The 7,097-nt window shown below is 40.4% G+C and carries 6 protein-coding genes; 5 read left to right on the top strand and 1 reads right to left on the bottom strand.

Annotated features, from left to right (window positions below; genetic code table 11):
* Nucleotides 1-6: 6 nt before the first annotated feature.
* A complete protein-coding gene (locus Q0502_RS18935) occupies nucleotides 7-135 on the top strand; it encodes a transposase (RefSeq protein WP_366521755.1) in 129 nt (42 codons plus the stop codon).
* 282 nt (nucleotides 136-417) lie between these two features.
* On the top strand, nucleotides 418-1,053 hold the full coding sequence (locus Q0502_RS04045; RefSeq protein ID WP_298647437.1) for a hypothetical protein: 636 nt from the start codon (nucleotides 418-420) through the stop codon (nucleotides 1,051-1,053).
* Nucleotides 1,054-1,115: 62 nt separating this feature from the next.
* Here the strand turns inward: Q0502_RS04045 and Q0502_RS04050 are convergent, their stop codons facing one another.
* On the bottom strand, nucleotides 1,116-1,532 hold the full coding sequence (locus Q0502_RS04050; protein WP_298647439.1) for a hypothetical protein: 417 nt from the start codon (nucleotides 1,530-1,532) through the stop codon (nucleotides 1,116-1,118).
* Between the two features lie 371 nt (nucleotides 1,533-1,903).
* Between Q0502_RS04050 and Q0502_RS04055 the strand changes: the two genes are divergently transcribed.
* From Q0502_RS04055 to Q0502_RS04065, 3 genes are all read left to right on the top strand, one after another.
* Nucleotides 1,904-5,659: a hypothetical protein gene (locus tag Q0502_RS04055; RefSeq protein ID WP_298647442.1), complete on the top strand. Its 3,756-nt coding sequence runs from the start codon at nucleotides 1,904-1,906 to the stop codon at nucleotides 5,657-5,659.
* A complete protein-coding gene (locus Q0502_RS04060; protein WP_298647445.1) occupies nucleotides 5,622-6,305 on the top strand; it encodes a zinc ribbon domain-containing protein in 684 nt (227 codons plus the stop codon). Before Q0502_RS04055 ends, Q0502_RS04060 begins: the two co-directional genes overlap by 38 nt.
* Nucleotides 6,305-7,097 (top strand): zinc ribbon domain-containing protein (locus Q0502_RS04065; RefSeq protein ID WP_298647448.1); only part of this gene is annotated, 793 nt, incomplete at its 3' end. The genes Q0502_RS04060 and Q0502_RS04065, both read left to right, overlap by 1 nt.

Below are 7,097 nucleotides of genomic sequence, written 5' to 3' on the forward strand. Positions count from 1 at the left end.
ATTATCATTAACGACAAAGGTGAAATTATCAGTTTTGTCATTACCCGGGGTAACGCGGATAACCGCCATCCACTCTCGATGGAGAGCTCCATCAGCAAGGTATCCGGTAAACTTTATGCCGACAGGGGATATTGAAGAAAATGCCAAGTGTGCAAAGCTGAAGATTGAACTTGTATAGTTGTTCGTTCCCCGTCCTTTGAACAATGATGAACAAAAAGATAAGGATTTTAAAAGTGCAGTCTGATAGAAATTGTCGGGCGAGGGAGATAATGAAGACTGATTGAAAACAAAGCGTTGTCGCGAGTCATTTATTTTTGTTAAAAAAAACTTTATATCTTTACGTTCAAATAAAAATATTTTGAACAATACTGCACTATCCAAAACCTTTTAAGTGGACTCAACAACGAAACAGAAATCATGAAAATAATAACTGTAATTATAATGTCTTTAATCCTATTGGGAGCTTGTAGCCAATTAACAAACATGTCTCCGAAACAATTGAATCTAATCAAGAACGATAAACTTGATATGACCATTGTTCAATCAATAAAGGATTATTATCAGATCATCTATGGACAAGGTACACGATTGGAAGAATTTGCAGATGCCGCCGCAATAAAGTTAACATATTACAACACCCCGGATAAAGATGAAGAGAATGACGGTCGGATAATCATGATAACCATTCCCTTAATAAGGGATCAGGAAATATTTGGCGCGATTCCTATTTTGGAAGGAGACTTAAACAAAGACCTGAAGAATGATTTAGTAATCAGTGTTCATACCGAATTCGGTAATAGCGCATCACAAGATATTTTTATATTCATAAACGAAAACGAGAAATATAGATTTGCAACTGTCAAGGGTCACCAGGATGTTTCCGGATGTACAGGATATTTTTGGGCAAGAAAAATTGAAAATAATTTGATCGTAGGTAATTCATCATGCTATTCCGGAGATGATGCGATGTGCTGTCCTTCACTACATTATAAGACAAAAGTTGCTTTTGACAACAATGAACTAAAGTATGTGTCAAAAAAGAGAATACAATGAACAATGAACCGCGACAAGTGCGACTTTGCGTATGCCGTAGCTCATGGTGTGGTGGTCAATATTCACATCTTCCAAAAAAAGCGAAATAACACCACCCCTACCGCGAGGAAGATCAATATACTTTTCCAGTTTTTTTTGCCTTCAATATGCGAGTTAAAATAGGGGCAGAATGAGAGGTACTTTATGGAGATGGTAGATTCCGGAGACGGTTTCAGGAATACCGGCGAGCCAACTTTTTGTCCTGTACCGTAATATTTTTTCCCGTTTACCGTGAATTCGTATCCAAAAAGATAGGTGTATCGATTCGGAATAACTTCATTTCTTTCTCCATATTCCTGACGGTAACTGGTAAGGGTTGCCTGTTTATCTTCGCCAAATAATACCAGCACACCTAAAAAAGAGGCGTAAATAACAAATAGCATGGAAACACTAAAAATCAACCACTTTCCAAAATTATTTCTACGATTACCTTTATCCATAAAAAAATTGAATAACATTCAGGATTACAAAAGTAAGTAATTAACTCAATTATTAAAATAAAATTGCTTTAAACACGGTCATCTAAACAAACCACTCATTAAACAGGGGCTCTAATTGATCTAAAACAACCTGTTAAATCGTCTAAAGAAGACACTTAGAGAGGGTTATAGAGAATTACTGTTCCGTAATTTATTTATAGTAAAAAACTAAAACTTTGAAATATTATATTAATTTTGCGTAGGAGGATCTTGCAGCAATTAATACCCTGATAGAACAATTATGAAAATAAACAGAACCGGGCATGCTTGAGCCAGACAAGGGCTAAAATAGCCTAATGAAACACACAGATGCAAACAAATAAAATAATAGTATGAGAAATATAAAGTTATTTACAGCATTAATCCTGTTATTTTTACTTCTCCCTATAATACTTTTTGCTCAAAGTAGCCCCATGGATGTGGCCACGCAAACCGGTTCATTAACATGGAACAGGTTGCCTTCCGATGCAGAACTGGATGTTGCTGCCGGAGAATTGGTCGAACAACTGGGCGGCGATGTCTCGGTTGGCGGCACTGTCGTGGATGAGCGGAGAGTTGAAGTTTCGAAAATTGTTAAGTTACATAACAAGGAACTGGCTGGCAAAAAGGAACCCGGATCCATTTCCTCAGCGCGTATCTTTTCTGCTATTTACGGTACCTACCGCACAACGATAAATTCCTATTCCTTAGTCCAGAATATTCAGGAAGATAAATTTTATTTTATTGGCACCTATATGGGAAGTTATAGGCCATCCTCTTTGGAAGAGGCTTACAACAATAGTATAAATGAGATTACCAGTTCACCATTTACAGCATTAGGTTTTGCTCCGCCTCTTGGCGAATCTTCTACAGAGGGAACGGCTGAAGTTGGCGGCGACCAGTCTTCTTCAGGTGAAGACTTTCCCTGGGAAGTAGTAGTCGGACTGCTTGGTGCAGGAGGTGCAGCCGGAGGTGTTACAGCACTGGCACGGAAGCTGTTCAGGAAAAAGCCGGGACAGAAACAGAAACAAAACGATAAGACGAAAAAGGAAAATAGTAAGGAAGAAAAGAAGAAAGAGGAGGAGGAACAGGTAAAATATATCCTGAACCTGAACAAGGAGCAGTTTAAACTTTCTGCCGGACAACCTGATATATTAGAGGTGGTTGTGTATAAGATTACGCCAAAGACCCAGCAAAAATATCCGGCACAAATACAACTCATGAATCCTGAAAGGGCATTAAGTATAAGTCCCACTCAGGCACAAGGTAGTCTTTCGGCACAGATGATTTTGGAAGGAACTCCCAGTAGTGCTACGTTCAATATTACGGTGCAGGCGGTTGCCGACGGTCACCAGTTCCAGAAATTCATTCAGATACAGACCCAAGGGAAAAAACAGTTCTCGGTAGAGACATCGCCGGGAAACAAACGCTCGCTCCGCCCCGATACCTACCAGGTGATTGAAGTTCGTGCCAGGATTTTGGATGAAAATGACAAGCCTGTTCCCGAACTGACTGAACAGATTATATTTAAACCGCAAAGCGACTGGATAGATTTGTCGGAACCGATTCTTGACGATGATTATATAGCCTTAAATATGGGTTGTACCAGTCCGAATCCGGACAACAAGACGGCAAATATACCAAGTTCAGTGAACTTGATGTTGCTGATGGATGATGTACCCGAAGGAGAAGCTCCCTTGAGGCAGGATTTGGAGATAAAGTTGCTGGATTGCAAACTGGAAACCGAAATCGAGGAGGCCACTTTTCCCGTTTCAGACGATATGAGCGAGATCACCTTTGATGTGTGGATTGAAAATGCTGGCGATGAAAAAGGATGGAACTTCAATGGCGAATACAGGTATGGATCTCTTCCCTCCGATCCGCTGACATATATTGATATTCAGCCAAAAGGTGAATCCAAGGCTTCCGTAACTCTCACAGGCCCCTTGATTAAACCCAAAGAAGGAGAATCTATTACCGCTAAAACACTTATTATTTCTGCCGCACAGGGCGATGAAAAACCATTGGAACGCCACCTGAATATCATGATCATGCAGGAGGGACTCATCATTAAGAACGGGGTAAGCAAACAAAACGAAATGTACATTCTTGCCAGTAAGCCGTTCGAGGAAAATCTCGACTTCGCACTGTACCGTTACGATAAACAGTCCAACCAGGTATTAACGGATAAAGAAGGACTGGCTGAAATTCAATTTGAATTACAAAGCGAGGAACCCGAAATCATTAATCTGGCGAGTGTACTGCAACCCGAATTCACGTTTGAAGGATTAGTCACCAATATTCCTTATGGACGTTACCATTTTACAACAAAAGAAGAGATACCCGGAACAGGCGATGTGTTTATTTTGGATTATCTTGTAAAGGCACCATCTGGTGATGCTGAAAGGCCTGAATATTTCGAAAAGAATATACGTTTAAAGGTCAAGACTTACGGAATTGGAGAGGAGTTCCCCGACTGGGTGAAAGCATATGAAGAGTGCAAATACATAATCAATAATTATGTACCTGCCGGTGAGGCCAAGAACAAGTTGTACGAAATACTCGAACTCAGAAAAATGACTCTGGGTGCAGAAGGGCTTACAGAACTAAGAAATAGAATCTGGAAAGTGGCTTCTAATCTTATTCTCGCCGAAGGTGCAGAAGGATACAAATCGGAAGAGGCCTGGGCCAATGCCATCACGATCACTCTCGAATGGACAGAATGGGCCGGCGATATGGCTTTCAGCGCATTGGCTGCTTTCTACCTTAAAGGAGTGGGAGCAACGGCAGCGGGTATGATCAAGGCAAAAATGATTGAAGCGCTCAACTTTTACATCTACGAACCGGAGAAGGGATGGGATGTTTTTGCTTCACGCCAGCTTGATTCAATCATGCCATTGCTGATGAATATGGCAAAGGGAAGGCTTCTCAGCATCGAAAATATTGAGCTCGTGGTAAAAGATAACCGCACACTCGCATGGACAATTTTTATAAGTTGCGAATTCTTATATAACCTGTACCAGACCAAATCGGTCGTGGAGGCTGCAAAAATAACGGGCAGACAGATAGCGGAAGAGTTAATCGTCAAAAAACTCACCGGAATGCTGCATCGTGAAGCCTTAAAACGAAACTACGAGGTGATTACACCCGATGAAGTTTTAGACGACATGATGAAAAATATAAAAACGGTTGACGGGAAAGAGGAAATTAACAAGGGTAAATTGCTCGAGATTATGCGCGACCCCGCGAAAGTGCGTACTATTCAGAATCATGGAACAAAGGAGATGAAAGATATTTTTAATCGTTCGCGAAGTAAAATATATAACGAACACGATGCCCGGTTAAAGGAGTACATTACTAAAGAATATAAACTGAACCCGGACGAAATAAAAATAGATGATTTCAGGACACCGGGCAAAGGGGGTGATTCCGTGAATACCGACCGCGATTACAGGGTGTTGCGAAAAGTGAAAGGTGTAGATGGTACAGAAAAATGGATTGAACTGCAAAGAGGCAACTGGCTTGAGGAGTCGTATAAAATCTTTGGACAGGTGACCGAAAAGCCTGAGGGTTTGAGTGATCTGGAATGGGCAGAAGCTCACCAGCAACGTGGGACAGACCGATTTGATGCTGAAGCAAGTAAAGACTACTCAGATCATGTATTTAATCCCGAAACTAATGAAATAGATATTAACAAGTCGAATATCACGAAGGTAAAAGAGGGAAAAACAACGTTGTACGATGCCGCAGAGACAGGAAAAATGTATCAAAACAAAGTAGAGAATGCCATGAAAAGCGGGCATGAATCGGAGGCTTTTGCACAGGCTAAGAAAGCAGCAGGTACATTGAAAGATGTACGATCGGGCTACAAGGATGGAATGAACTTGGACATAAAGGATTTACCGCGGGATCTGGATAAGGCGATGGAGGTGATCAACAAGGCAAAGGTTGATGTAAATGCAACCGGACCCCATCTTGAGAGCATTAACAATGAACTGAAATCGTTGGGTTATTCAGATGTATCGGAGGTATCCAAAGATATATCAAAAGCATTTAACGATCTGAAAGAGTTTGACAAGAAAAATCCGGCGGACAGCCTCTTTAAATAAAAAGAAAAGAATTATGGCATATTGTACAAATTGTGGTCAACCGCTATTGGGTCAAGCAAAGTTTTGCGCAGGCTGCGGAACAAAAGTCCTTGCCGAACAGATTCGAACCTATGCGTCGGGATACAAGGAGAAAATGCATAAAGGTGTTGAGCAGCAACTGAAAAGCAGTCTGAGGAGTTACGCAAACTCTACTATACAGAAAAAAATTTCCCAAATGGCAGAAAAAGGGATATCGGCTATTTTAGACCCTCCACCAATTGAGAAAAAATCAGCACCTGTATCACAACCTCCACCTGTTTCAGAACCGGCAATTGAATATGAAGTACAGGGAGGAGTTACCATATGGACTTGGTTATATCTTATTGTCAATGTGATTATTGCAGTTCGTGGCTACCTCTCTAACGAAGTAATTGGAATATTGTTATGCTCAATTATCGTGCTTTTATTGGTTTTTATAAGGCGAAAAAAGGCAAAACCCTACTACTGGCTGTCAAAGCTTTTAATTGTTGTTCAGATGGTTGTTGTTGCATCGATATTATATCGCCATGTAATGAGCCAACATTTCACATTTACATCCTTACTCTTTGCTGCATTGCTGTACATTGACTTTTCACTTCTCTTCAAGGGAAATAAACAAATAAAATAATGGATAGAATTTGTAAAAACTGCGGTAGTCAACTTGCGACTGAGAACTATTTCTGCCCGAATTGCGGGATAAAACAGCCGGAGTACTCCAGTGAAGAAATAGAAACAAAGGAAGCACATGGACAAATACAAGAGCGAAGAGATACAACGGAAGGCGACATCGATTTTCAAAAAATTAACGGCAAACTTAAAGTAAAGAACAGTCAACAAAAAGCAGTTGTCATTTCATTGATTGTCTCATTAGCAGGAGTGATTCTCACTTATCTCACTTTTACTGAAGGTAACCCCTTGTATAAGGCTTATGCCGTTACATTAATCAGCATATTTATTGTGCTTGCAGGCTTAATTGTTGCCTTGATCCTTCGAAGCAGAGCTAAAAAGATGAAAACTCTCATCTCGGGTGAAAACGTAATTGCGAGCTGGCAGCTCAGTGATCAGAAAAAATCGGAATACGCCAGCTTCCTTTTTCAAAACGAAAAGGAAAAGAACAAAGCAATTTTGCTGATTACTACTGTTCTGATTGTAATTATCTTCGGAATAGTTATTCTTTTTATGGGTGAAGGCAGAGGTGTGATGTTTTTAATGATGGTTGCACTTATTGCCATAATTGCTGCTTTTGCACTCGGTATGCCTGCTTACTACCGCAATAAAAACCTTAACGGTGACGGGGTGATTTTGATTGGACGGAAATTTGCCTACATCAACGGCTTTTTCCATAACTGGGATTTCCCGCTTTCGGGTATCCAGAAAGTTAAGATGATTGAAAAACCATTTCACGGTCTTTATATAAAGT

The sequence above is a fragment of the uncultured Proteiniphilum sp. genome (assembly GCF_937873925.1).
Classification (GTDB): domain Bacteria; phylum Bacteroidota; class Bacteroidia; order Bacteroidales; family Dysgonomonadaceae; genus Proteiniphilum.